The sequence below is a fragment of the Streptomyces marokkonensis genome (assembly GCF_039539045.1).
In the GTDB taxonomy this organism is placed as follows: Bacteria; Actinomycetota; Actinomycetes; order Streptomycetales; family Streptomycetaceae; genus Streptomyces; species Streptomyces marokkonensis.
On sequence record NZ_BAABCQ010000010.1, the window covers coordinates 30,497 to 53,997 of the forward strand.

General features: G+C 72.8%; 15 protein-coding genes. 4 read left to right on the forward strand and 11 right to left on the reverse strand.

The features are described 5' to 3' along the window. Nucleotides 1-127: 127 nt before the first annotated feature. From ABEA26_RS04115 to ABEA26_RS04145, 7 genes are all read right to left on the reverse strand, one after another. A complete protein-coding gene (locus tag ABEA26_RS04115) occupies nt 128-463 on the reverse strand; it encodes a TcmI family type II polyketide cyclase (RefSeq protein WP_345589292.1) in 336 nt (111 codons plus the stop codon). Nucleotides 464-567: 104 nt separating this feature from the next. Continuing rightward, a complete protein-coding gene (locus ABEA26_RS04120) occupies nt 568-1,047 on the reverse strand; it encodes an SRPBCC family protein (protein ID WP_345589293.1) in 480 nt (159 codons plus the stop codon). A 1-nt stretch (nt 1,048) separates the two neighbouring features. Beyond that, the gene (locus tag ABEA26_RS04125) at nt 1,049-1,318 is read right to left on the reverse strand and encodes an acyl carrier protein (RefSeq protein ID WP_345589294.1); all 270 of its coding nucleotides are present in this window, start codon (nt 1,316-1,318) and stop codon (nt 1,049-1,051) included. 135 nt (nt 1,319-1,453) lie between these two features. Next, nucleotides 1,454-2,773 carry a ketosynthase chain-length factor gene (locus tag ABEA26_RS04130; RefSeq protein WP_345589296.1) on the reverse strand — a complete coding sequence of 440 codons (1,320 nt, stop codon included), beginning with the start codon at nt 2,771-2,773 and terminating at the stop codon, nt 1,454-1,456. After that, nucleotides 2,770-4,041 (reverse strand): beta-ketoacyl-[acyl-carrier-protein] synthase family protein, encoded by a 1,272-nt coding sequence (locus ABEA26_RS04135; RefSeq protein WP_345589297.1) that lies wholly within the window; start codon nt 4,039-4,041, stop codon nt 2,770-2,772. Before ABEA26_RS04135 ends, ABEA26_RS04130 begins: the two co-directional genes overlap by 4 nt. Further along, nucleotides 4,038-4,511: a cupin domain-containing protein gene (locus tag ABEA26_RS04140; RefSeq protein ID WP_345589299.1), complete on the reverse strand. Its 474-nt coding sequence runs from the start codon at nt 4,509-4,511 to the stop codon at nt 4,038-4,040. The genes ABEA26_RS04135 and ABEA26_RS04140 overlap by 4 nt, the downstream gene beginning before the upstream one ends. 179 nt (nt 4,512-4,690) lie before the next feature. Continuing rightward, nucleotides 4,691-5,983 (reverse strand): SchA/CurD-like domain-containing protein, encoded by a 1,293-nt coding sequence (locus ABEA26_RS04145; RefSeq protein WP_345589301.1) that lies wholly within the window; start codon nt 5,981-5,983, stop codon nt 4,691-4,693. A gap of 331 nt (nt 5,984-6,314) precedes the next feature. On the opposite strand from ABEA26_RS04145, the gene ABEA26_RS04150 reads away from it, so the two are divergent. After that, complete coding sequence (locus ABEA26_RS04150) at nt 6,315-8,066, forward strand: FAD-dependent oxidoreductase (RefSeq protein WP_345589303.1); 1,752 nt, start codon at nt 6,315-6,317, stop codon at nt 8,064-8,066. A 153-nt stretch (nt 8,067-8,219) separates the two neighbouring features. On the opposite strand, the gene ABEA26_RS04155 is transcribed toward ABEA26_RS04150, so the two are convergent. Both ABEA26_RS04155 and ABEA26_RS04160 read right to left on the reverse strand, forming a co-directional pair. Next, nucleotides 8,220-9,254, reverse strand: a complete 1,035-nt coding sequence (locus ABEA26_RS04155; RefSeq protein ID WP_345589305.1) for an ABC transporter permease — start codon at nt 9,252-9,254, stop codon at nt 8,220-8,222. After that, complete coding sequence (locus tag ABEA26_RS04160; RefSeq protein WP_345589307.1) at nt 9,251-10,237, reverse strand: ABC transporter ATP-binding protein; 987 nt, start codon at nt 10,235-10,237, stop codon at nt 9,251-9,253. The genes ABEA26_RS04155 and ABEA26_RS04160 overlap by 4 nt, the downstream gene beginning before the upstream one ends. Before the next feature lie 297 nt (nt 10,238-10,534). Between ABEA26_RS04160 and ABEA26_RS04165 the strand changes: the two genes are divergently transcribed. From ABEA26_RS04165 to ABEA26_RS04175, 3 genes are all read left to right on the forward strand, one after another. Continuing rightward, nucleotides 10,535-11,752 (forward strand): sensor histidine kinase, encoded by a 1,218-nt coding sequence (locus ABEA26_RS04165; RefSeq protein ID WP_345589308.1) that lies wholly within the window; start codon nt 10,535-10,537, stop codon nt 11,750-11,752. After that, nucleotides 11,749-12,405: a response regulator gene (locus tag ABEA26_RS04170; RefSeq protein WP_345589310.1), complete on the forward strand. Its 657-nt coding sequence runs from the start codon at nt 11,749-11,751 to the stop codon at nt 12,403-12,405. Before ABEA26_RS04165 ends, ABEA26_RS04170 begins: the two co-directional genes overlap by 4 nt. 740 nt (nt 12,406-13,145) lie before the next feature. Next, entirely contained in the window at nt 13,146-13,421 is a 276-nt protein-coding gene (locus ABEA26_RS04175) for a hypothetical protein (RefSeq protein ID WP_030595208.1), read from the forward strand. A 290-nt stretch (nt 13,422-13,711) separates the two neighbouring features. Here the strand turns inward: ABEA26_RS04175 and ABEA26_RS04180 are convergent, their stop codons facing one another. Both ABEA26_RS04180 and ABEA26_RS04185 read right to left on the reverse strand, forming a co-directional pair. Beyond that, nucleotides 13,712-16,072, reverse strand: coding sequence for a UvrD-helicase domain-containing protein (locus ABEA26_RS04180; RefSeq protein ID WP_345589314.1), 2,361 nt, complete (start codon nt 16,070-16,072; stop codon nt 13,712-13,714). Further along, nucleotides 16,069-23,349 (reverse strand): DEAD/DEAH box helicase, encoded by a 7,281-nt coding sequence (locus ABEA26_RS04185; protein ID WP_345589316.1) that lies wholly within the window; start codon nt 23,347-23,349, stop codon nt 16,069-16,071. Before ABEA26_RS04185 ends, ABEA26_RS04180 begins: the two co-directional genes overlap by 4 nt. Nucleotides 23,350-23,501: the final 152 nt, after the last annotated feature.

Consider the following 23,501-nt stretch of genomic DNA (forward strand, 5'->3'; position numbering starts at 1 on the left):
CGTACAACCTTTCGATATTCCGAGGAGTCCGCGAGGCGTCCGGGTCCCGTCGTACGCGCACACGTGCGTCGGGGCTGCGCGGGAAGAACCCGGGCAGCCCCGACGCGGTGGGGGAGGCGGCGGTCCGTCAGCCGGCGGTGGTCCGCTCCCAGCGGTAGAAGCAACGCGCCATCGCGTCCTTCGGACCGCGCCAGGTCGCCGGGTCGTACGCCGACACGTACGGTTCGAGCCGCTCGCTGACCTGGCGGAACTCCGGATGTCCGGTCAGTCTGCCGATGGCGGGGGCCGGGTCGGCCTCGCTCTCGATGAGGTGCAGGTACACGCCGTCACCGAACTCGAAGAGACTGCGCCGGTCGACCCCCACCAGGTGGGGCAGCTCGCCGCTGTCGGACTCGGCGAACACCTTCGCGATGTCCGGCGCCGCGCCCGGTGCCATCCGGGCGACGATCAGGGTGTGGTGCATGGGGAGATGCCCTCCGTCGGTGTCGGTCGACTCGTGTCGGTCGGCGTCGGCTCGGTGCCGGGGTCGGCTCGATGCCGGCCGGCCGGGTGTCGGTCGGCCGGGTATCAGTCGGCGAGTACCGAGGCGGTCCGTCGCTCGCCCGCGGCCTGCTCGATCCGGTCCCGGATCAGCGCCATCTGCGTACGCGAGTTGCGGTTGATGTTGTCGGTCATCCCGGCGTCGTCGACGGGCGCCTCCGGCTTCATCGCGAAGTCCTGGATCCAGCGCATCCGGGTGCCGTCCGCCGTCTCGGTGTACTCCCAGACGATGTTCATGTACTGGAAGGGGCCGGTCTCGACCCGGTGGGCGCGGACGGTGCGGGTCGTCGGGTCGGCGACGCGCTCGGACACCCAGCTCCACACCCGGTCCTGCTCGTCCGGGTGCATGGTGAGCCGGAACGTGACACGGTCGCCGTCGCGGTCGAGCACGTCCACGGAGGCGTACTCGCTGAACAGCCGGGGCCAGTTGTCGATGTCGTTGGTCATGTCCCAGACCAGCTCCATCGGCGCGGCGATGGTGATCTCGTTGTCGGTGTGGCCTGCCACGTCACACTCCCGTCTTCAGGGCGCCGTTGATCAGCAAGAGGAAATCCGCGGGCGTCTTGCAGCGCTCGGCCTGCTCCGGCAGACCCAGCCCGTACCGCTTCTCCAGCTCGGCCACGATGCCCAGCAGGCCGAGGGAGTCCAGACCGAAGGTGTCGAAACCGTCGTCGGCCTGCTGCTGGAGGGTGACGGGGTCGACGTGCACGCCGGCGGTGCGCTTCATCAGCGTCGCCAGTTCCTCGACGGTCACCTGGTAGTCGACTTGGTCGGTCATGCGGGTTGCTCCTTCACTCGGTCGGTGCTCGCCGGGAGGCGGCGCTCACTCGGGATTGGCGTTGGTCGGGTTGGACGCCGGACGCCGGACGCCGGACGCCGGACGCCGGACGTCAGGTTCGTCATCGGTCGGCCCTCATCCGCTCGCGGACGGCGCGGTGCCGCCCCGTCGTACGACGAGTGCCGAGTTGGAACCCATGAGCCCGCGGCCGAGGACCAGGGCCGTGCGGATCTCGGCGGGCCGGGCGCGGCCGGACACCACGTCCAGGTCGTGGCACACGTCGAACACGTGCGGGGTGGGCGGGACCAGCCCGTGCTCCATGGCGAGCACCGCGGTCGCCACGTCCAGCACCGGTGCCGCGCAGTACGCCCGCCCGGTCCCGGTCTTGGGCGCGGTGACCGGCACGTGCCGCGCGTGCGCGCCGAGCGCGTCCGCGAGCGCCAGGGCCTCGGCCCGGTCGGCCTCCGGGACGCCGAGGGCGTCCGCGAACACCACGTCCACCTCCTCGGGCCGGCACCCGGCCTCGGCCAGCGCGCCCTCGATCGCGCGGGCCAGCCCGGCCCGGGACTCCGCCCAGCGGGACGGCCCGGTGAAGGTCGCCGCGTGTCCGGCCACCGTCGCCCGCACGTCCGCCCCGCGGTCCAGGGCCGCCGCCTCCTCCTCGACCACGAGCACGGCACCGCCCTCGGCCGGCGCGAACCCGCAGGCGGCACCGGTGAACGGACGGTAGGCACGGTCGGGTTCGCCGGCACGGCTCAGCTCGGGATAGCCCAGCTGGCAGACGATCGAGTACGGAGCCAACGGCGCCTCCGTCGCGCCGCAGACCACCGTGTCGGTGCCGTTCCGTACGGCGAGCGCCGCGTGTGCCAGGGCGTCCAGGCCGCCCGCCTCGTCGGCGGCCACGACCCCGCAGGGGCCCTTGAAGTCGTTGCGGATGGAGACCTGGCCGGTGCTGGCGGCGTAGAACCAGGCGATCGACTGGTAGGGGCCGACATACCGCGAGCCCTGGCCCCACAGGTTCTGCAGCTCCCGCTGGCCGAACTCGCCGCCGCCCGACCCGGCGGCGGTGACCACGCCCACCGAGTACGGCGACTCGACGTCGGCGCGCCCGAACCGGGCGTCGGTCAGGGCGAGATGGGTGGCGGTCAGTGCGAAGTGCGTGAAGCGGTCGGTCTGGACGAGGTAGCGCTCCTCGACCGTCTCGGCCGCGTCGAAGCCGCGTACCTCGCCCGCGACCCGTAGCGGCAGATGGTCGCAGCCCTCGCGGGTGACGGGCCCGAGGCTGCTGGTGCCGTCCTCGGCCGCCTTCCAGAACGCCTCCGCCCCGATGCCGTGCGGGGACACCACGCCGAGTCCGGTGACGACGGCACGCCTGCCGCCGTACTCGCGCCCGCCGGCGCCCTCGTGGCCGCCGCCGTCCCGCTGACGGCGCGTGTTCCGTTGTGGTCCGCTCATCGCAGCCCTCCTTCACAACCGCTCAGTACGACGGCGGACTGGAAGCCGCCGAAGCCGCTGCCCACCGACAGCACGTGCCGCAGCGTCCGCTCCCGTGCCTCGCGCGGCACGTAGTCCAGGTCGCACTCGGGGTCGGGAGTCGTGTAGTTGGCCGTGGGCGGCACCACCTGGTGGGCCATCGCCAGTACGCACGCGGCCAGCTCTATCGAGCCGATCGCGCCCAGCGAGTGGCCCACCATGGACTTGATCGAGCTCATCGGCGTCGCGTAGGCGTGCTCGCCCAGCGAGCGTTTGACGGCCGCGGTCTCGTGGCGGTCGTTCTGCTGGGTGCCGGAGCCGTGCGCGTTGACGTAGTCGATGGCGGAGCCGTCGAGTTCGGCCATGTCGAGTGCCGTGTCGATGGCCCGTGCCATCTCCAGGCCCTCCTTGGTGAGCCCGGTCATGTGGTAGGCGTTGCCGAAGGTGGCGTAGCCCGAGATCTCGCAGTACACGTCCGCACCACGGGCCCGGGCGTGCTCCAGGTCCTCCAGGACGAGCACGGCGGCGCCCTCTCCCATGACGAAGCCGTTGCGGTCGGCGTCGAAGGGCCGGGAGGCGTGCGCGGGGTCGTCGTTGTTGGGCGAGGTCGCCTTGATGGCGTCGAAGCAGGCCATGGTGATCGGTGAGATCGGCGAGTCCGCCGCGCCCGCCAGGCACACGTCGACGCGTCCCTCGGCGACCGCGTGGTAGGCGTATCCCACCGCGTCCAGGCCCGACGTGCACCCGGTGGACACGGTCTGCACCGGGCCGTGCACGCCGAACTCCTCGGCCACGGCCGACGACAGCGTCGCCGGGGTGAAGGCCCGCTCCAGGTGCGGCTCGGCCCGCCGGCCGTCAACGTCCCACCGCGAGCCGCGCTCGCTGACCAGGACGTAGTCGTGCTCCAGCCGGGTCGTGCCGCCGACCGCCGTGCCCAGGGTGGCGCCGGCCCGCCAGGGATCCTCCCGCTCCATGTCGAGGTTCGCGTCCCGCACAGCCTCGGCGGCGGCGACGAGCGCGAACTGCACGTACCGGTCGCACCGCTGGACCGTGGCGAGGCCGAGCCCGTGCTCGGACGGTTCGAAGTCGCACTCGGCGGCGATCCGCGAACGCAGCCCGGCCGGGTCGAACAGGGAGATGCCGCGCGTCGCCGTACGGCCGTCGGACAGCAGGCCCCAGAACTGGGGCACGCCGATCCCGCCCGGGGCGACGACGCCTATGCCCGTGACGGCGACCCGACGCCGGGTCATGACACAGCCTCGGCCGCGGCGGCGGGGCGCTCGTGCTGCCCGGCGCACCCCGCGTGGTCCCCGTCGTGCGGGAGGGCGTTGCCCGCGGCGTCCTCCGTGTCGACGTGGCCGAGCTCCGGACGCGGGGCCAGCGGCCCCAGGTGGAAGACGATGCGTGCCTCGACGTCACCGACGTTGCGGAAGCGGTGGCGCATGTCCTGGGGGATCAGCAGCCCCTGCCCGGTGGACAGGGAGTGCGGCACCCCGTCCAGGTCCACCTCCAGCCCACCGTCGGTGACGTACACGAACTCCTCGGAGTACGGGTGGTAGTGCTCGGCGATCCGGTCACCGGGCTGCACGATCGCCACGCCCATGAAGCCGCTGGTCGACCCGGCGGTGGTGGGCGTGAGAAGAGCGCGGAGGTCTCCGCCGCGGCGGCGGTTCGGCGCGATGTCGCCGAGGGAGACGATGCGTACCTGCTGGTCTGTCATGTCGTTCACTCCGGGGTGACAGGAGGCGGTGGGGGAGGGGAGTGTCCACACAGACCGGCGGGCGCGCCGTTGGGCCTGGCCGGCCGCGTGGTGGGGCCGCGTGGTTCGGGGTGTGTGGGCGGTGGGTGTGTGTGGGGCCTGACCGCGTGTTCCTGGGGTGCGTGCTTCGGCCGTCCGGCTCAGGAGTCGGACGAGCGCCGGTCGGTCAGGGGCCTCATACGGACCCGGGCGAGCAGCAGCGACAGCGTGCGGGCCTCCGTCAGGGGCCCGTCGACACCGACGGCGGAGGTGTCCAGCAGCCGCTCGGCCACGGCGATCCCGGCGGTACCGGCGGTCTCAGCCGCCCTGCTGGCCCCGCCGGCTCCGCTGGCCCTTCCGCTGGCCCTGGTGGTCCCGGAGGCCACGTCGGCCCGGGCGGCCCCGTGCAGGCCCAGGACGTATCCGGGCGCGTCCTCCGGGTCGCCGTCCACGTCGACGAGCCGTACGACGAGGTCGTCGCGGTGGAAGACGGTGGCGGAGAGGACCGGGTTGTCCGGGGCGTGCACGGCGGCCGCGTCCTGGCCGGCCAGCAGCCGGGCCAGTTCCAGTCCGGCACCGGCCCGGGCCGGGTAGAGCAGTGCCAGCCGCGCGCCGCGCGCGCCGGCCCTGCCGCGGGACGTCATGTGGTGTACGGCCGGCATCGCGGCCCGGGTGAAGAACCGCCGGGCGGACCGAGGATCGCGGAGGTCCCGTTCCTGCTCCATATACGGGTTGAGGGCCTCCTCGACGGCCTGCACCCCGGGCTGCCGGGCGACATGGCGCAGCGCGGACTGCAGGTCGCCCCGCACCTCCACGGCCCTCACGACCCGGTTGCCGTGCAGGAAGACCGAGGTGCGCAGCAGCCGGCCGGAGCCGTCGACCCGGGCGTCGGGCGGCGAGTAGTCGGCCAGCAGCCGGGCGACCTCGCCCTCGCTGCCCGGCCGTACGGTGAAGGTCAGAGCGTGCCGTACGACATCGTTCCCGATCCGGGGAGCGAGCCGCGGTGACTCGTCCGCCGCGGCGGACGGGGGCTGCTCGCCGGTGGTCTCCCGCAGGACGCTGTAACGCAGGGAGTGGGTGTCGCGGACGTAGTCCTGAAGGGGCTCGACGGTGTCGATGTGCTCTTCGCTGCTGACCCAGGCCAGGAAGGGGGCCGCGCTCTCCCACTCGCTGGTGAGGAGCCACTGGGTGGGGTTGTCCAGAGACTGGCACAGCTGGTCGCTGACGTGTCCCGGAACGGCGGCGACCCGGTCGCGGATGCCGTCGTAGGCGTCCAGGAACTCCTGCTGCGTTCCGTCGTGGATGTCCAGCATCAGGACGACCCGCACGCGGGATCCGTCGAACGCGGATATCGACACGCCACCCGCTTCCTCGGGGGCCGGTGCCGCCGCGGTGGCTGTGATCAGGGCATCCGCCGACACGGTATCCGTCGCTACGACGGGAGAGACCGTCATCCGGCCCACCTCTTCTCCGGGAACTTCCTCGTGGACGGGGGCGATCGTCGCGGCGCGCGCCATGGCTCCGGCGAGGTGCGGCGGTCGCAGTAAGCACGATCGTGAGCCGTGCCCGTCAGGACCGCGAACCAGACGGGTTAAGCGGGTGAAGCCTGAGCCGCCGCGGGCCTCGGCGGGCCGTACGGGGCATGCATGAAGACCCCCGCACACATCTGCCGCGGGGCGAGTCACGCGACGACGGTCCGACACACGGAGGACGAACGTCCGCCACGACGCAGGACGAGGTCCGCCACGACGAAGGACGACGTCTGCCACAACAGAGGACGAACTAATGAACGAAAGAGCCGACCGGTCCGGCGGAGCCGCCCCCGGGGTCCACCGAGTCCCGGTCCTCATCGTCGGCGGATCCCTGGTGGGCCTGTCGACCTCGGTCTTCCTGGGGCGGCTGGGCATCCGGCACACCCTGGTGGAGCGCCACTCCGGCACCTCCATCCACCCCCGCGGACGCGGCAACAACGTCCGCACGATGGAGCTCTTCCGCGTGGCCGGCACAGAGCCGGACATCAGGAAGGCCGCCGCCACCCTGTCCGAGAACCACGGCATCTACCAGACGCCCACCCTGGTCTCGGACGAGGGGGAGTGGCTGCTCAAGGAGATCGACGCAGGAGGCGGACTGGCCCGCTTCAGCCCCAGCGGATGGTGCCTGTGCAGCCAGAACGACCTGGAGCCCGAACTCCTCACCCACGCCACCAACCTCGGCGGCGACCTGCGCTTCGGCACGGAACTGCTGTCGTTCGACGCCGACGGCGACGGCGTCACGGCCGTCGTGAAGAGCCGGGAGACCGGCGAGCACACCACCATCCGCGCGGACTACCTGGTCGCCGCCGACGGCCCCCGCAGCCCCGTCCGCGAACAGCTCGGCATCGGCCAGAGCGGCCCCGGCGACCTGTTCCACAACGTCAGCGTCACCTTCCGCTCCCGCCGCCTGGCCGACGTGGTCGGCGACCGCCGCTTCATCGTCTGCTACCTGACCAACGAGGACGCCGACGGAGCCCTCCTCCCCGTCGACAACCGCGAGAACTGGGTCTTCCACGCCCCCTGGCACCCCGAACAGGGGGAAACCCTCGAGGACTTCACCGACCAGCGCTGCGCCGACCACATCCGCCGCGCGATCGGCGACCCCGACCTCGACGTCGAGATCACCGGCAAGGCCCCCTGGCACGCCGCCCAGCGCGTAGCCCGCAGCTACCGCTCCGGCCGCGTCCTCCTCGCCGGCGACTCGGCCCACGAGATGTCCCCCACCGGCGCCTTCGGCTCCAACACCGGCATCCAGGACGCCCACAACCTCGCCTGGAAACTGGCCGCGGTCCTGGAGGGCTGGGCGGGAGAGGGCCTCCTGGACACCTACGACGCCGAACGCCGCCCGGTCGCGGAGGCCACCAGCGCCCGAGCGGCGGGCCGCTCGGTGGAACACAGCCACCCGGGCTTCGCACCTCCGCCGGGGATGGGAGCCGGAGGGCCGGGAGCACCTGCCGGCGGCCCCGGTGGCCCCGGTGGCGGGGCAGCCGGAGGCCCCGGCGGCGGCCCCGGTGGAGGCCCGGGCGGCATCCTCAACGTCGCCCTCGGCTACCGCTACACCCAGGGCGCGGTGGTCGGCGCCGACCCCGGAGCACCGGTGGTCCCGGAGGGCCTGGACCTCACCGGCGCCCCCGGCAGCAGGGCCCCCCACCTCTGGCTCCACCAGCCCGGCACCACCACCCGCGTCTCCACCCTGGACCTCTACGAGGACTCCCTGGTCCTGCTCAGCGACGCCGCACAGCCCACCGGCTGGCACGAGGCGGCGACACACCTGGCGGCCGACATGCGGGTCCCGCTGAAGTCGTACCGCGTGGGCGGGACGTCGGAGGCCGAGCTGTCCCCGGACGACGAGGACACCGACTGGGCGAAGACCCACGGAGTCACCCGCGGCGGCGCGGTCCTCGTCCGCCCCGACGGCTTCGTGGCCTGGCGCTCCCCGGGCCCGGCCCCCGACCCGGAGGCGATGCTGCGCCAGGTCGTGAACACGGTCCTGTCCCGCGCCTGACACAGACCGGGCACTGAGCACCCGCCACTGAGCACCGCGCACCGCGCACCGGTCCCCGGGCGTCCGGCCGGCCCGGACGCCCGGGACGGTGTCGCCGCAGCAGACGGGGCCCGACTCCTCGGAGTCGGGCCCCTGACCTGTGCCCTGCGGGGGTCACAGCAGGCGCTTGCGGCCCCAGAAGACGACGAAGGCGACGATGGCGGCGGTGACGGCCAGCATGATGCCCGCTCCGAGCCACTGCATCGTGTGCATCTGGGAGATGGGGAGGTAGTCGATGGACCAGCCGATGACACGCTTGGACTCCAGGCAGGCGGTGTGTGCCCGGTCGTCGTCGACCTTGTCGAGGCAGGCGGTCCAGTCCAGCCGGGCTCCGGAGCTGGTGAGGAAGTAGGTGCCCTCTCCCTGCTGCACCGCCCCGGCGGGCAGCTCCGGCCGCGCGGCGCCGGGTCCGACCCCCTTGTCGGTGCTCACCGACAGGATGTGCCCCAGGTCCAGCCGGAACCGGCTCCAGACGACCCCGATCGCCACGACGACGCCGAGCGTGACCACCATCGACACCAGCGTGCGGCGCAGGAGCATGCCGACCGCCGCGCCCACGGCGAACGTCAGCAGCGCGTAGGCCACCGGCATCACCCAGGTGACGTCGAAGATCGCGCTGCTGGTCCACTCAGGAGTGTCGGCCCGCTCCTTGACCGGGCTCCACCACCAGTCGAAGACGGCGGCGAGCACCGCGGTGGACAGGGCGATCAGTGCTCCGGGCATGGCGAGCTTCGTGGTGAGCCAGCGCAGCCGGCTGACGGACTGCGAGGTCACCAGCTTGGCGGTGCCGGATTCCAGGTCGCCCGCGATGAGCGGGGCACCGAGCAGGACGCCCGTGAGGAGAGGGACGTAGCCGAGGTATCCGCCGAAGCTGAAGAGGCGGGACGTGTACTCGTCGAAATCGGGCGGCAGGCCGCCGGACTCCCGCGGGTGCGCGTCCAGGTAGTCCACCACCTGCCCGCGCAGGAAGACCATCGCGACCACGCCCAGGAGAGTGAGGGCGATGAGGGTCCAGAACGCGGCCCGGTGCTGGCGCCAGACGAGCCAGGCGGTACCGCGGAGCCGCGGGCCGGCCTGTCCGGAGCCCGGTGCGTTCTGCGGGCGCCCGGCAGGCGTCGTGCGGGCCGGGTCGTGAGCGAGCGTGGTCATACGGTCACAGCCTTCTGCCGGTCGCGGGCGATGATGTCGCGGACGGCGCCGACACGGGCGCTGGGGGTGATCAGCGAGGGCGCGTCGGGCGACCGCAGATAGGCGAGCAACAGCTCTTCCAGGGTGGGAGGCTCGGCCGGCCCGCCGTAGGCGATCGGACCACCCAGCCGCACCAGGACCCCCGGCCGGCCCTCGCCGCGGTGCGGCTCGATGACCGTGTGCGGTGCGACGGCGGGGAACGAGCCGTCGCCGGGGATGTCGAGCAGGGCGTGCGCGGCGCGCAGTTCGTTCACCTCGCCCGCGAGACGCAGACGTCCGTTCGCGATGACGAGGAGGTAGTCGCAGATGTACTCCAGCTCGGCGAGCATGTGTGAGGACACCAGAACCGTCGTGCCGTGCTCGGCGGCCTCCGCCGTCAGCGTGGCCATGAGTTCACGGCGCACCAGCGGGTCCAGATCGGACATCGGCTCGTCGAGGATGAGCAGGTCGGGGCGCTTCCCGAAGGCCAGGGCGAAGGCGACGCGGGTGCGCTGCCCGCCGGACAGGGTGCCGATCTTCGCTGTCAGCGGCACCTGGCCCGCGTGGACGATGCCCTCGGCGACATCCTGCTCCCACTGGGGATTGAGCTCACGGCCCAGGCGCAGGGTCTCGGCCACGGTGAAGCGCCGGAACAGTGGCTTGTCCTGGGTGAGGAACGCGGTCCGCAGGACCGACTCCGTCGCCCCCGGGGCCGCGCCGAACACCCGCAGGTCGCCGGTCGTCGGCCGGATCATGTGGGTGGTCAGTCCCATGAGGGTGCTCTTGCCGGCGCCGTTGGGGCCGACGAGTCCGCAGATCCGCCCGGCCGGCAGCCGGAAGGAAACGTCCCGCAGAGCCCAGCCGCGCCGGTACTGCTTGCCGAGCCCGTGGGCCTCGATCGCCGATTCGCCGACGGGGGGCGCGAAGCCCGTTCCGTTCCCGCGATGCGCCGCTGCGTGGTCCATGTGTGGCTCCTGTGCGTGTGGGAGGGAGGGTCGGCCCTGGGCGTGTGGGGGAGAGGGCCGGCTGTGTACGGTCGACCAATGCCGGGAGTCCCCGACGCGGGCTCCAGCGCCTCCGGTGGTCCCCACCGAGGTGAGGCCGGCGGCCGTGGTCATGAGGTGTTCCTTGCTTGATGAAGGGCGAACGCCGCCCGGTGACCACGACTCTCCCCCACGGCCTCTCGCGGCGGATCGGGCGAAAGACAGATCATGCGAGGCCGGCTCCTACTTTCGGCCGGTCCGCCGGAAGGACGGTGAGAGATGGTGCAGGCGGCGAACGACGCGCCCACACCCACGGCCACGAGGGAGACAGGACGTTCGGGAGCACTGCCCGTCACGGCGTGGACGCTGCTCGTCGGGGGCCTGATGGGCCTCGTCGTACTGGACTGGGCGGCCGGCTTCTACTGGATCCAGAACCACGGCCCCGCCAAGCTGATCGGCGCCCTGCTGACCGTCGCTCTCGCCGTCGCCTCGTCCAGGCTCGACAGCCGGACGCTGCCGAGGGCCGCCGGCGTGTTCGCGGTCGGGTCGCTGTGCCTCTCGTTCTGGCTGCACCTGGAAATGGTGGCCAGCGAGCAGGCGCTGGGATTCGCCGAGCCGGCCGCGCTCGGGTGGCTCCTGCTGCTTGTCGCCCGACGGGGGAAGCCGTCGTGGGCGGCGCTCGCCGTCCCTCTGCTGGGCATGGCGATCGTGCTGCGGCCGATGGCGGTCTCGGTGCGGCAGTCCACCATCATCATGGCGCTGCTCTTCGCCCTGGCAGCGGTCACGGCGCTGGGCATCGGCCTCGGCATGCGGCTGCTCCTGATGGACCGACGGCGGCAGGCGGCGGCCCTCCGCCTGGAGCAGCGGACCGTGTTCGCCAGGGACCTGCACGACTTCGTCGCCCACCACGTGACCGGCATCGTCGTGCAGGCGCAGGGAGCCCAGGCGATGGCCGCCCGGCGGCCCGAACTCGTACCGCCCGCGCTGCGGCGGATCGAACAGGCGGGCTCGGAGGCACTGACCTCGATGCGGCACATGGTGGGGATGCTGCGTGACGCCGACGACGAAGTGACACTGACGCCGCTGGCGGGCATCGGTGAGGTGCGTACGCTCGTGGAGGAGTTCTCGGCCGTCGGCGGCGCCCGGGCCCGGCTCGAACTCGAAGGGACCTTCGACGACCTGCCGGTCGAGGTGTCCACCACCGCGCACCGGGTGGTGATGGAGGCCCTCACCAACGTACGCAAACACGCCCACGGGTGCACCGAGGTGCGGGTGCGGGTGGACCGCTCGGGAGACCTGCTCACCGTGCGGGTCGGCGACGACGGACGGCCGCGCCACGTTTCCCAGAGCGGCTTCGGGCTGAAGGGCCTGGCCGAGCGGGTGGGCCTGATCGGCGGAGACGTCCGGGCGGGCCCGGTGACGGCCGGCGGCTGGGCCGTCGAGGCGGCGCTCCCCGTGTCCCCGGCAGCCTCCGCGGCGAAGGAGACGGTGTCATGACGATCCGGGTGCTGATCGCCGACGACCAGGCGATGGTCCGTGCCGGGTTCACGATGATCCTCGCCGCGGAGGACGACATCGAGGTCGTCGGGGAGGCCACGGACGGGTTGCACGCGGTGGAACTCGCCGAGTGCCACCGACCCGACGTCGTGCTGATGGACATCCGCATGCCCCGCATGGACGGGTTGGAGGCACTGCGCAGACTGACCCGCCCCGGCACCGTGAATCCGCCGAAGGTCGTCGTGGTGACGACGTTCGACGACGACGAGTACGTCCAGCGTGCTCTGGGCGAAGGCGCCTCCGGGTTCCTGATCAAGGACTCCGGCCCCGCCCTCCTCGTCGAGGCCATCAGGGCGGCCGCCTCCGGCGAGGCACTGGTGAGCCCGGCCGTCACCGTCCGGCTGCTGCGGCGCCTCACCAGTGCCGTGCCCACCTCCCGGGAACCGCGCACCGCGCTCAGCGCACGGGAGAGCGACCTGGTGCGCCTGGTGGCCAGAGGGCTGACCAACGCGGAGATCGCCACCGAACTGACCATTTCGGTCGGCACGGTGAAGACCCACCTCGGCAACGTGCAGGCCAAGATCTCCGCCCGCAACCGTGTGGAGATCGCCGCCTGGGCCTGGGAAACGGGGCTCGTCGACGGGCGGGGGTGAGAGGGGGCCCGTGGCTCAACCGGGCTCTGCGGCCTGCGCGTCGATTGCGGGTGATGCAGTGGCCTCACCGGCGATCCGGATCCGGATCGCCGGTCCAGGATCCCGCCCACCCTCCTGGTCGGTCCTCTGCTTAGGAGTACACGTCTTAGGAGTGCGATCCTAAGAAGTTTCTGCCGTGTCTGGTTACGCGCTCGGCCAAGCCGACCCATGTCTTCGACCGGAGCGCGGAGTGGGACGGCTTCGCGGCCTTCGCCAGCCATTCGCTACGCCAATTCGCCGCGGCCCTCTCGCCGATCACGTGGGATCGCCGGTTCCGTTCGCCCTTGCCACCTGGGACGACGCGATCACCTACCTGTTCGGGCTGGCCTCGCCTCGAGAGTCGAACTCGCGCTCCGAGCTTGGGAAGCAACGGTTCTTGAACGGCCGTATTAGCTCTGACCTGCATGTTTGGCTGGGGTGGGCGAGGGCGGAGGGTCTCTGGATGCCGTGCTTGACCGCTGTTGTCTGCTCCGAAGGGCACGGATGGGGCACGGGGGTGATCGATGCCGCCGAGGGGGATAATTTCCGCGCTGGATCCGGCGCTCGCCGTCGTGCGATTTCATCCCTGGCAGGGCAGTCCGGTGGACCGTCTCGATTCGGAGCCGTAGTGCCGGCGGTCGGCGGACTGCGTCTCATCGCAGGCACCAACGAGAACCTTCAACATGAGGTACTGAGGTACTTAGGATGTGGAGGTAGGGCTCATGACCACGGCTTCGAAGCCGCCCCGGCAGTCGCCGCTCAAGGTGGACCCGGCAACGGACAAGTTGATCAGCCAGGGCGCGCATTTCCTGGGCCTGACGAAGAAGGACCTGGTCGCGGAGGCGGTACGGGTTTACCTGGACCAGCGGCGTGAGGATCTGCGTGAGGGCATGGTGGAGGCGCTCAGCGTCCTGGACGGCTCCCTGAAGTCGGACGTCATGCTCCTGACCGGTCTGACATCGGAGGAGATCGACGCGGTCGGCGGGATCGACGAATGACCGGTCCCGCTGCGATGCGGCCTGCCAGGCCCACCTTGCGATGCCTACGCGATGACCTCGGACTCCCCCTGCCGGCGGTGACCGGCCCCCCGCTGCTCAGGGGGCTGGCTGATGCGGTGTCAGGCGTGCCGTCCCGTGTATGTCCCGGGATGTGAAAATGGACTGAGAGGTCCTTCTGGGTGACTTTTGTCTGGAGTCGGGCATCCCAGTCGGTTCAGAACGCAGCCAAGCAGTCAAGAGGTTTCCGAAGAGCACTCGGCCAGGCCGTGCCAGCTGCTTGTCCTGGCCGGCTATGCCGCTGCCGATCCGGATGGCGGGCCGTCGTCCACCAGAAGTTCCGTGGCGTGCCCGGCGCTCCTTGTGGCGTGCTCCGGTAGGAAACGGCTGGCCTTCCCGTTCCACGTGATCACCAGTTCGTCGCGGGCCCGCGTGGCCGCCACGAAGAGCAGCGAACGGGACCGCTGCTCCTCCTGCCGGTAGCGTTCCACCTGCTCGTGCCGGTAGGTTTCGAGCCGCTGATGCGGAATCAGGCCCTCGCTCACCCCGGCGAGGAGAACCCGTTGGAACTCCAGGCCCTTGAAGCCGTGCAGCGTGCCGATGCGCACGGCGTCAACCCCTGCCGGGATGTCCCTGCCGATCTCGCAGGCGTGGATGCCGTACCGCTCATTCGCCAGGGTGACGGCCAACTGCCTGGCCGCGTCCCGCGACGGGACACCGACCGCCATCGCTGCGTAGGGCGTTCCGTAACGGTCATGGCGTTCCCTGAGAAGCACGGCGATCGCCCGCATCTCGGTCTGCCAGTCGGGGGCGCGCCAGTACTGCGGTGCCAGTCCGGTGAGCACGGACCGGTAACCGTCGAGGGTGTCTGGGCTGTCGTCGAGGTCGTCGAACCGCTCGCCGGTCATCAGCCCCTGCGCGCTGCCCAGGATCTCGCGCGTGGTCCGGTAGTTGAGGGTCAGCCGGCGTGAGGCCCGGCCGGGCGTGCTGATGCCCAGCCGTCCCAGCACCACCTGATGGGCGTAGATGCGCTGGTGGGCGTCACCGACCAGGAAGATGTCGTCAGGGCCGGGAGTCACCATCGCGCGCAGCATGCGCCAGTGGGAGGCAGACAGGTCCTGCGCCTCGTCCACGACCACGTGCCGGTAACGGGGCTTGAGCCACATACCGCTCCCGGCCTCGCGGTGGATCAGGTCGAGGCCACCGTGTTCGGCCTTGTACCGGGCCTGCGCCGTCACCTTGGCCATCCGCCGGCCCTCCGCACGGGCGGCCTCGTCGGCGATGAGCGCGTGCGTGGTGCGGTGTTGCTGGTCCAGTTGCCCCCGGTAGCGCTGGACCAGCTCCCACACCCGGCGGCGCGGGAGACGCTGCAGAACGCCCCTGCCCTTGCGTTCGGCCCGGAGGTACATCTGTTCGGTGCCGCACCCCAGGGCGAGGATCACGTGCCTGAACTCCCAGTCCAGGAACTCGGCGTCGAACGCGTACTCCTCGGCCTCGGCGCACACGGTGTGCCAGAGGCTCAGCGCCTGCTCGTCGCTCAGCGGAGGGGGGAGCGGGGACCCGGGGTGCGTCTCCTGGACGACTTCGCGGGCGAGCCGGTCGATCGACTTCACGTCGACCCGGCGCACCAGCTCGTCACCGCCGAGCCGGTACAGCCTGTCCCGCAGGTCCTTGGCGAGGTTGGTGTTGTACGTGGTGAGCAGCACCGGCTTGGTGTGCCCCGAAGGAAGCCGCTCCACCAGGTGACGCACCCGGTGCAGCGCCACCACCGTCTTGCCGGTCCCGGGGCCGCCGGTCACCTTGGCCGACCCCTTGAACGAGGTAGTGGCCAGGCGGTGCTGCTCGGGGTGGAGGAACAGCCGCCAGGCTTCGAATCCGTCGCCGAGCGCGTCGAGCACGGCGGCGTCCTCGGTGCTGACTCGGGACACCGGACGGCGTGCCGCCTTCGCCCAGTCGTGTGGATCCACCTTGTCGTCGGCGCGCCAGGCGTCGGTGATGTGGAGCCGGACGTCGGCGGGCTCCATTCCGTCGCTCAGGGCGAGCAGGACGTCGCGGGTGAGAGCGGGGAGGTTATGGCCCAGCAGCGCGTCCAACTGTGCCCGGTCCGTGATCCGCCGAAGCGCCGGAAGCAGCGAGGCGGACACGCCGAGGCGGAGCAGGCCCGTGTCGTCGTGCCTGGCGAACAGGGGCACAGGCAGCGACCGGGGGGCCGGATGAGCGGTGCCGTCGGCCGGCGACGGCGACCCGTCCCCGGTGTCGCCCGCGTCCTCTCGGGGCGGGAGCGCGACGACCTCACGGCTGACCACGCTCTGGTCCACGAGTTCGACGCCCCCGGAGATCTCGTTGATCTCCACGGTGATCCGGGCGAGTTCGTCGCGGGCCGTGTCGCCGACCCGCACGGCGAGGAGGCTGAAGCGGTTCTCGTCGGTCTCCAGCAGCAGAGCCGTCCCGCGGCTGTCGACCCTCGCGAGGAAGAGCCGGCCGTTGCGGCCCGTGTCCCGCAGCGGGGTGAGCCGCAGGGCGCGGTTGGAGCGGTCGTCGCGCAACCTGCGGACGAAATCGCCGACGGCGTTCTTGTCGCCGGGAGCCAGGCCTTTGATGTCCTCGTTGGCCTGCGGGGTCGGGATGACCTGTGTCCTGACCGGGGTGTTCACGCTCCGTCGCCTCCCTCGTCCGTCGCGCCGGACCGTGCCTGGCGGACCAGGGCGGCCAGCTCGGTCTCGTCCCAGGCACCCGCGTCCCCGACCCGCCAGCCCGCGGCGTGGCACTCGGACAGATAGCCGGTGTCCTGCGCGTCCTCGGCCAGGACGACGGCGATCCTCGCCGCGGGCCAGGCCAGTTCCAGCGGGCGGGAGACGCCATTCGTGTCCCACCCGGCCTCGGGCGGCGGTACGTCACCCCGCTCCGCGAGCGCGAGCGCCAGCTTCTCGACGGCCGGGTCGCCCATGTACGACAGCTCCCGCAGCACGAGTTGCCAGGCGGTCGTCCGCTCCAGAGCCGTGGGTGTGGTGGCGTCGGCGTGCGCGACCGCAGCACCGGTGCCGGAGCCCGTGAGGCGGACGCCGGCGCCCGGCCCGGCACCCCACCCGGGCTCCGCGTCGCCCCCGGCCGGGACCGCGCCGGTATCGGTCAGCCCGGTACCCTGCCGGTCCTCGCGCAGGGCGGCCAGGAGCCCGCCGGCCTGTCCGGCGGTCGCGGCCAGCAGACCGGCGTCGAATGCGTCCAGCGCGGTGCGGGCCAGCTGCAGTCCGTCCGCCCGGCCTTCGCCCGACGGGTCCAGGAACTGCAGGACGTTGCCCCAGCACAGCCACGCCTTCCAGCGCCGCCGGTGCTCGGCACCGTCACCGGCGACGGCCTCCGGACGGTCGTCCAGGACCGCCAGCGCGCTCAGCCCCTGCGGTCTGACCCGGGAGTCCCCGATCAGCAGCAGGGGCAGCCCCGAACCGTCGCGTACCGGATACAGCCGCAGCCCGCCCGAGGCCCCGCCGACCGCCGGGCGTTCCTCGCCGCGCAGCGCGGCCTCCACCCACGGCACCGCCGCCTCGGGCCCGGCGTCGACGACGTCCTCGCGCCGCGCCATGCTCATCAGGCCCGCCACGGCGAGCCGTGCCAGCACCTGCCACCGGCGCGGGTCCGGATCGGCCAGGAACCCCAGCAGCGCGGGGATCGCACCGGCGAACAGCCGGTCCATGTACGCCGGGTCCTGCTGCTGCTGGACCCACCGGGCACGCGCCTTGCCGCCCGGCGTGTTGTCGCCGTTCACGGGGTACGGAGGCCAGGCGTCCCGTGCCTGCGGCCCGGCCAGCGCGGGGGCGAGCGCTCCCGCCGCCTCGTCCGCGTCGGCGCCGCCGGCGCGCCCGGACCGCTCGCGCAGTTCCTTCTCCCAGGCGATGACGTCGTCCCAGGTGATCTGCCACACCAGCGTGCCGTCGACCCGCAGGCGGGCGCGTTTCGCAGCGTCCCCGGCAATCCGGTTGACGGCTTCGGAGGCGTGCCAGCGGTAGCCGTCGAGATACACGGCCACGGGTACCGGGCGTGGCCCGTCACCGGTGGCCGTGTCGCCGGCGGGGCGCAGCAGCAGGTCCGGGACCGTGCCGTGGGCGTCGAGCGGCTTCTGCGCGACGACCTCCCAGTGGACGGGTGAACCGTCCCGTCCGCGCAGGGTGAACTGCTTGCCCTGGCGGCCGGTCGGCGTCTCCTCGTGCTCGACCCCGGCGCCGTCGGCGGCGCTCTCCAGCCACCGGTCCAGGCAGTCGATGAACCGCCGCTCCAGGTCGCTCTGCGCCTGCTTCGCGAAACGTCGGCGGTCCACGTCCCCGCCGCCCTCACCGCTTCCGGCCCGTCCGTCCGAGTCCCTGCGGGCGCGGCGGACGTCCCAGCGACTGTGCCCGTCCACGCCGAGGACGTCGTCCAGCATCCACAGGGCCTCGCGCCGGTCGAGCAGGGGGTAGTCCCGGTCGGGCGCGTAGCCGAGCAGACACAGGTGGCAGGCGCGGCGTCGCGGTTCCTTCCCGCAGGGGCAGTCCCGCAGATACGCCTGGGCGCGGGCCAGTACGGCCCGGAACTCCTCGCCGTCGTGTTCGACGAGACGCTGGAGGTAGCCGGTGCCCCCGGGCAGGGAGTCGTACAGCACCAGGTGGTTGCGGGTCAGGCCGGTCGCCCGGTCCGGTTCGCTGGTCGGGGCGGAGCGGATGTGCGCCGGGTCGCCGCCGTAGCGCAGGGCGAGGCCGAGGTGGAGCGCGGCGGAGAACGACGCGAGCCGCTCGGGGACCTGCAGGGTCGCGGCCGGCAGCAGGACGCGCAGGGCCTCGGTGCGGTGTTCGGCGCACGTGATCACCCGCGCGTCCGCCGCCTGCACGGGCCGGGCCCGGCGCCGGGTGGGACACCAGGGCCGGTGGTGCGCCAGCTCGGGCCGGGCCGCGATCGACTCGCTCACCTGCTCCTGCACGGGTGGATGCCCCGCGTCCCGGTCGGTGGCCCCGCCGCACTGCGGGCACACGGTGAACGGGCTGACGCTCACCTCACGCCCGGCGAAGAACGTGTCCGGACGCCGCCCCGGCCTGGCCGGGCCCAGGTTGAAACGGCGTACGACCGCCTCCCGCACGTGGTCGAACCCGAAGACGGCGCTCTCGTGTCGCCAGCTCTCCTTGACCGCCGCCGGGTCGACGTCGACCGCAGTCACCGTCGAGTGGTAGCGGCGGCTGCGGGACTCCTGGTCGTCGATGATCCGGGCGTCGTCCCGCCGGTCGCGGGAGGTGACCTTGCGCGGCACGATCACCGAGAACCGCGCCGTCCGGCCGCCGATGCCGGGCCCGGCACAGCGCGGGCACGGCGAGGTGTCCGCCTCGGCGTCGCGTCCGGTGCGGACGTGACCGCACTCCGGGCACACCCGCCACACCGCGATCGCCGGCCGGCTCTCCTCCCCGGTGCCGTCCTTGGTCTGCTCGCCGCCGCGGGGCCGGGCGCCGAGGTCGAACCCGTCAACCTCGTGCCGGTAGCCGAGCACGTAGTACGAGTTGCCCGGCGCCAGTTCGGTCAGCGCGGCCTCGGCGGGCCGCTGGTACAGGCGTGTCTCGGTGCGCCACTGGCTCTTCGGCGCGTGTTCCGCGTCCGCTCCCCGGGCCCGCCGGGCCGGTTCCTTGCGGGTGAGGACCGCCTCCAGCCGGACGCCGTTCTCCACCAGGGTGTAGTTGGGCAGCAGTCCCCGCTCGACGAGGAACGCCTGCGCGCCGGACTGGGCGAGGGTCTGCAACTGCCCGCGCACGGCCCCGGCCTCCCGGCCCAGAGTCCGCTTCTCGCGGGCCTCGTCCTCGACGGTGTCGTGCAACGCCTCGGCGGCCTCAGCGATCGCGGCGAGCCGGTCCACCAGCTCCGCCCGCTCCGCCTCCCAGACCCTCTCGGCGTCCCGCAGCCGCCAGGCCAGCCACCGCTCGGGCGACCGCGCCGCCGCCGCGTCACCGGCTTCGGGCAGCGGTTCCACGTACCGGCGCAGCTCCTTGTGGGCGTCACGGGAGGCTCCCGAGTCGGGGACCCCCTCGACCTCGGGGAACAGCCGCAGGAAGTCGTCCACCAGGTCGGTCCGGCCGACGACGGCCCGTCCGAAGTGGCGCAGCCAGCCCGCCGGACCGAACAGCGCCGTCGCCCGGTCGGGCAGCGGCAGCACGCCCTCCAGTCTGCCCCGCCCCGCGAGGTCGAGCAGATGGGCGGTGAACTGGCGGCGCAGCAGCTCGGTGGCGGACAGGAAGCAGCCCGGCGGAAGGATGCGCCCGGCGATCAGGTGCCGGGGTTCTGCCAGGTGGTAGAGGGAGCGCGGGCTGGTGTCGGCGAGGGACACCAGCAGCGCGTTGCCGGTGGAGCGCCCCGCCCGGCCGGACCGCTGTACGTACGCCGCGGTCGTCGGCGGCAGCGAGGCCAGCAGCACCGCCTCCAACTGGCCGATGTCGATACCGAGCTCCAGGGTGGGCGTGCAGGACAGCACGTTGGGGTCGGTGTGCCGCACCCCTTCGCGGAAGCCCTTCTCGACCTGTTCGCGTTCCCTGCGGGTCAGTACGCCGGTGTGCTCGGCCGCGACCACGCTGTAGGGGTCGGCCTCCCGGTACAGACGGCGGTAGTAGTCGCCGCGGAAGTCACGTCCGGCCCGCCCGGCTTCCGCCGCCGGGGGCTTTCGCAGGGCGCCGGCGCAGCCCTTCAGCGGACAGGGCAGCCCCGCCCACACCCCGACCCGCTCCGGCGGCACGGTCTGCGTCCAGCCGCATTCGCGGCACACCAGCGCGGCGTCGGCCGTCTCGTCGTCGGCGAGCGGACGCACCCGGACGTGCCCGGGGGTCAGCCCGTACACCCCGGCCCGGTCCTGGCCGCGTCCGGCCCGCTGCTCGCCGGTGCGCCGGTACGCCAGCGCGCCGATGCCCGGTTCGGCGAGCCGGGGGAGCAGCCTGGCCAGGTAGTCACCGGCCAGGGAGCGGTCCATGTCCAGGCAGCGGGCCGTGAAGTCGGTGTACCAGCTCTCCCGGGTGCCGACCCGTTCGAAGTCGGTCCGGCCGGGCCGTGCGCCGACGAGGACGAACGCCGGGGCCTCGGAGCCGCGCCCGAACGCCTGCATCCCCTCCGGGCGACCACCCCACACGCTGTAGCGGTTGCGGCCCTCCTCGCCGATGAAGGTGTCCAGCCAGGCGTGCCGTATCCCGCCGCTGACCCTGACGTGTTCCAGCAGCCCGCGCACGAACCCCTCGAAGCGGCGCAGCCGTTCGGGCCCCGCCGCGGGCACTCCGACCGGGACGCCCGCGTCCGGGCCGGCGTCCCGGGCGTCACCCGGGCCGCCGTCCGGGGCGTTGTCGAAGTCGCCGTCAAAGCCGACGTCTCCGCCTTCCGGGCGGGCAGCAGCTCCCTCGGCCGGTGCCGCCTCGTCGAACGGCAGCTGCTGCCGCAGGACGTCCTCGTAGAGGGCCTCGGCAGTCTTGGCCGCCGTCCCCGGGTCGGGCAGGTGGACCTCGGCGGCAACGGTCCGGGTCAGTTCCAGGGTGCGGCCGAGCCGGGCGTGCAGCCCGAACTCCAGCAACGTGTTGAACGCCAGACGCTCCCCGACCAGATTCCACGTGCCCCTCGGCAGCCGCTTCCGCCCGGCCAGCAGCCGACGCACCCCGTCCACGTCGTGCAGGTCCGGCGGGACGACGGAGGCCAGCAGCTTCTCCTTGTCGACCGACGCCCGCCGCACCAGCGCCGCGATCAGCTCGTTCAGCGGCACGCCGTCCTTCGCGAACTCCGCGTTCCCCGCCGCCTGTTCGGTCAGCTGCTCGTGCACCAGAGAACGCAGGGAGAACTTCCACGCCCGGCTGGCCACGAACCCGGCCAGGTGCGCGGCGTCCTGCACCGAGTCGTTGAAGACCAGGGTGCGGCGCCGGTCGTTGCCGTCGGCGTCCTTCGCGGGCAGCTCGCCACCGGTGAACAGCTGGGTGACCGCCACCGACGCGAGCGGCGCGACGCCCGCGCCGAGGAAGCGGATGCCCTGCGCCTGACCGCAGGCCGGGCAGCGGTCCTGCCGGGCGAACTCGTCGGCGTCCGACTGGAGGTACCACATCTTGACGAACACCCCGTTGTCCGGGGCGTCGGCGATCCGGTCGCCGGGCAGCAGCACCTCGTCCGGGTCGACGGGCCGCAGCCGCTCCCCATTGTCCTCCAGGACGAGCACGCTCGCGTCCCGCGAGGCCGCACCGCGCCGCCGCCGGGCCCGCGCGAGGGCCCGGCGAGCCTCCTCGGCCGCCTCGGCGGGCGTCGCCGCGATCATCGCCCGCACCCGGGCCTTCCCGGCGCCGCCGCCCGCGCTCAGCCGGTAGACGTCGTCGGGGTCGGTCACCAGCTCGGACGGGTTGCGCTCGGGGCACACGGCGCTCCACCCGGACCGCCCGCAGTGCCGGCAGTACGCCGACGGCAGCCGTCCCGACCGCCGCACCGAACGCCGCCGCTCCTCCTGCGCGGCCGACGCCACGGCCAAGGCGGCGGCCTGGTCGGCGTCCGACCAGGAGAACACCGGCCGGGGCGCCACGAACCGCAGCACCCGCGACAGCGACCGCACCCACAGGTGGCTCTCGACCAGCAGCAGGGGCCGCCGCTCCCCGTCCGGGGCGTCCGGGGCGCGGGCCTCGGAGACCAGCGCCACGAACCGGGCCAGCGCCTCCACGGCGGTCACCGGGTCCTGCTCCACCGCAAGACGCCAGGGCGAACTCGCCGGGAAGCCCCGCAGCACCTCTTCGAGGGTGAGGGGCTGGTCCACCCCCGTGGCCAGCAGGTCGTGGGTCACCGGGTGCGAGAGCAGCCGGCGCCCCAGCTCCCGGGCGTCGGACGCGTCGCAGCCCAGCACGGCCCGGGCCAGCCGGTCCATCCCGCCGGCCGTGGCCGCCGGGTCGGGCAGCGCGGCCACCTCGCCGGGCGACGGCACGGGTGGCAGCGAGGCGTCCAGTGGCTTCAGGAAGGCACCCGGCTCCCGCCGGTCCTCCCCGATCACCGCGTCGTCGGGGAAGTACGTGCCGAACACCCGCGAGGCCACGTCCAGCATGGCCCGCGCCCCGCCGGCCCCCGCGGTCTGCGGATTGGCCTGGGGCCCGGACTCGCCGAGGGTGGCCGACGTCGCCACCGGGCATACCGACCCGAGCGGCCGCCCCTCCTCGGCCGCCCCCGCGACCGCGCCGAGGCGCCGCAGCAGCATCGCCACGTCCGTGCCCTGCGCGCCGTCGTAGGTGTGGAACTCGTCGATCACCACGTACGCGAGGTCCGCGTCCGCCCACAGCGGGGCGTCGAGCTGCCGCTGCAGCAGCAGGTCCAGCATCTTGTAGTTGGTGATCAGGATGTCCGGCGGATTACGGCGTATCTCCGACCGGTCCACCATCACCCGCCCGTACGGGGAGGCCGTCCCTCGAGCGCTCGCCTCGCCGATGTACAGCCCGGCGGTCACCTCGGCGAGCTGCGGGTCCTCGTCCAGCAGCTTGCCGAGCCGCCCCGCCTGGTCCCCGGCGAGCGCGTTCATCGGATACAGCAGCACCGCCTTGACGCCGGCCCGTCCCGCCGCCCGCTCCCGGCGGCAGTGGTCGATCACGGGCACCAGGAACGACTCGGTCTTCCCGGACCCCGTACCGGTCGTCACGAGGGTGGGCCGGGGAGCATGCCCGTCCTTGGTGGTGAGCCGAGCGAAGGCTTCCGCCTGATGCGCGTACGGCCGGAAACCGTCCTGCCACCAGTCCAGGTGCCGCTCCCAGCCGCCGGGCGCGGACCGGAACGGCCTCCGGATGCGCAGGTACGGCCCCCGGAAGAGCCCGTCGGCCGGATCGGTGAGGAAGTCGGTGAGCGCCTCCTGCGTGGCCGGTTCGGCCAGCGCGAACGTGGTGGTCAGGTACTCGACCGCCGTGTCGCGCAGCGCCTGCGCGGCGAGTGTGGGTCTCATGGCGGTCGCGCCCCTCCCGTACGGCCAGACACGGGACGCCCGCCGACGGTACCCCCGGCCCCGCCGCCCCGCACACGATCTCCACCACCTTACGTGCGAGCACTGACAGTGAGGAACGAATCAGCCGGAACGGACTGGTGAGGGGCCTGCCG

Coding starts and splice junctions, on each gene's coding strand:
- ABEA26_RS04145 (WP_345589301.1), bottom strand. CDS start 5,983: ATGACGGTCTCTCCCGTCGTAGCGACGGATACCGTGTCGGCGGATGCC.
- ABEA26_RS04185 (WP_345589316.1), bottom strand. CDS start 23,349: ATGAGACCCACACTCGCCGCGCAGGCGCTGCGCGACACGGCGGTCGAG.
- ABEA26_RS04135 (WP_345589297.1), bottom strand. CDS start 4,041: ATGACCCGGCGTCGGGTCGCCGTCACGGGCATAGGCGTCGTCGCCCCG.
- ABEA26_RS04160 (WP_345589307.1), bottom strand. CDS start 10,237: ATGGACCACGCAGCGGCGCATCGCGGGAACGGAACGGGCTTCGCGCCC.
- ABEA26_RS04130 (WP_345589296.1), bottom strand. CDS start 2,773: ATGAGCGGACCACAACGGAACACGCGCCGTCAGCGGGACGGCGGCGGC.
- ABEA26_RS04165 (WP_345589308.1), top strand. CDS start 10,535: ATGGTGCAGGCGGCGAACGACGCGCCCACACCCACGGCCACGAGGGAG.
- ABEA26_RS04170 (WP_345589310.1), top strand. CDS start 11,749: ATGACGATCCGGGTGCTGATCGCCGACGACCAGGCGATGGTCCGTGCC.
- ABEA26_RS04140 (WP_345589299.1), bottom strand. CDS start 4,511: ATGACAGACCAGCAGGTACGCATCGTCTCCCTCGGCGACATCGCGCCG.
- ABEA26_RS04175 (WP_030595208.1), top strand. CDS start 13,146: ATGACCACGGCTTCGAAGCCGCCCCGGCAGTCGCCGCTCAAGGTGGAC.
- ABEA26_RS04115 (WP_345589292.1), bottom strand. CDS start 463: ATGCACCACACCCTGATCGTCGCCCGGATGGCACCGGGCGCGGCGCCG.
- ABEA26_RS04125 (WP_345589294.1), bottom strand. CDS start 1,318: ATGACCGACCAAGTCGACTACCAGGTGACCGTCGAGGAACTGGCGACG.
- ABEA26_RS04150 (WP_345589303.1), top strand. CDS start 6,315: ATGAACGAAAGAGCCGACCGGTCCGGCGGAGCCGCCCCCGGGGTCCAC.
- ABEA26_RS04155 (WP_345589305.1), bottom strand. CDS start 9,254: ATGACCACGCTCGCTCACGACCCGGCCCGCACGACGCCTGCCGGGCGC.